Genomic DNA, 804 nt, shown 5'->3' on the forward strand with positions numbered 1-804 from the left:
ATGACTACCTGATAAGACAGAGAAACAGATTGTGGCAAAGAAAGAAAAACGGCCTCACCATGACGCGTTATTCAAGCATTTTTTAACGCAGCCCGAAACGGCCAGGGAGTTTTTATCCCTTTATCTGCCCGAAGAGATCCAGTTGTTGTGTGATTTAGCCACATTGAAACTGGAGCCCGGCAGTTTTGTAGACCGGCATTTACGTCAACTGCACAGTGATGTGCTGTACTCGGTTGAAACGGCCCGGGGGCAGGGCTATATCTATTGTCTGATTGAACATCAGTCTACCCCTGACCCGTTGATGGCCTGGCGGCTGATGTATTATGCCATGTCAGCTATGGCGGCCCACCTGAAAAAAGGCCATACCGAACTCCCTTTGGTGATGCCTCTGCTGTTTTATCATGGTGAGGTTCGTCCATATCCTTACTCAAACCGGTGGCTGGATTGTTTTACGCTCCCTGAACAGGCGGCCCGCTTATACCGTCAGGCGTTTCCGTTGGTGGATGTCAGTGTGCTCAGTGATGAAGAGATCCTGACGCATAAAGGCGTTGCCCTGATGGAACTGGTGCAAAAACATATTCGCTGCCGGGATATGCTGGAATGGATACCCCAATTGGTGGAACTCTTGAATGCAGGGTATAATACAACCGAACAGCGCAATGTGGTATTAAGCTATATTTTACTGAATGGGCATACGCTGGATCTCTCACACTTTGTCCATCAACTGATTGAACAATCTCCGGAGCATGAAACGATGTTGATGACTATTGCAGAACAGCTTGAACAAAAAGGGCGCGAGCAAGG

General features: G+C 48.4%; 1 protein-coding gene. It reads left to right on the top strand.

Annotation, left to right across the window (positions count from 1 at the left end; all coding sequences use genetic code 11):
- Positions 1-31 precede the first annotated feature (31 nt).
- Positions 32-804: Rpn family recombination-promoting nuclease/putative transposase (locus tag AM629_RS21320; protein WP_054481795.1), on the top strand; the 773-nt coding region annotated here is incomplete at its 3' end.

This window comes from Photorhabdus heterorhabditis, assembly GCF_001280945.1.
Classification (GTDB): Bacteria; Pseudomonadota; Gammaproteobacteria; order Enterobacterales; family Enterobacteriaceae; genus Photorhabdus; species Photorhabdus heterorhabditis.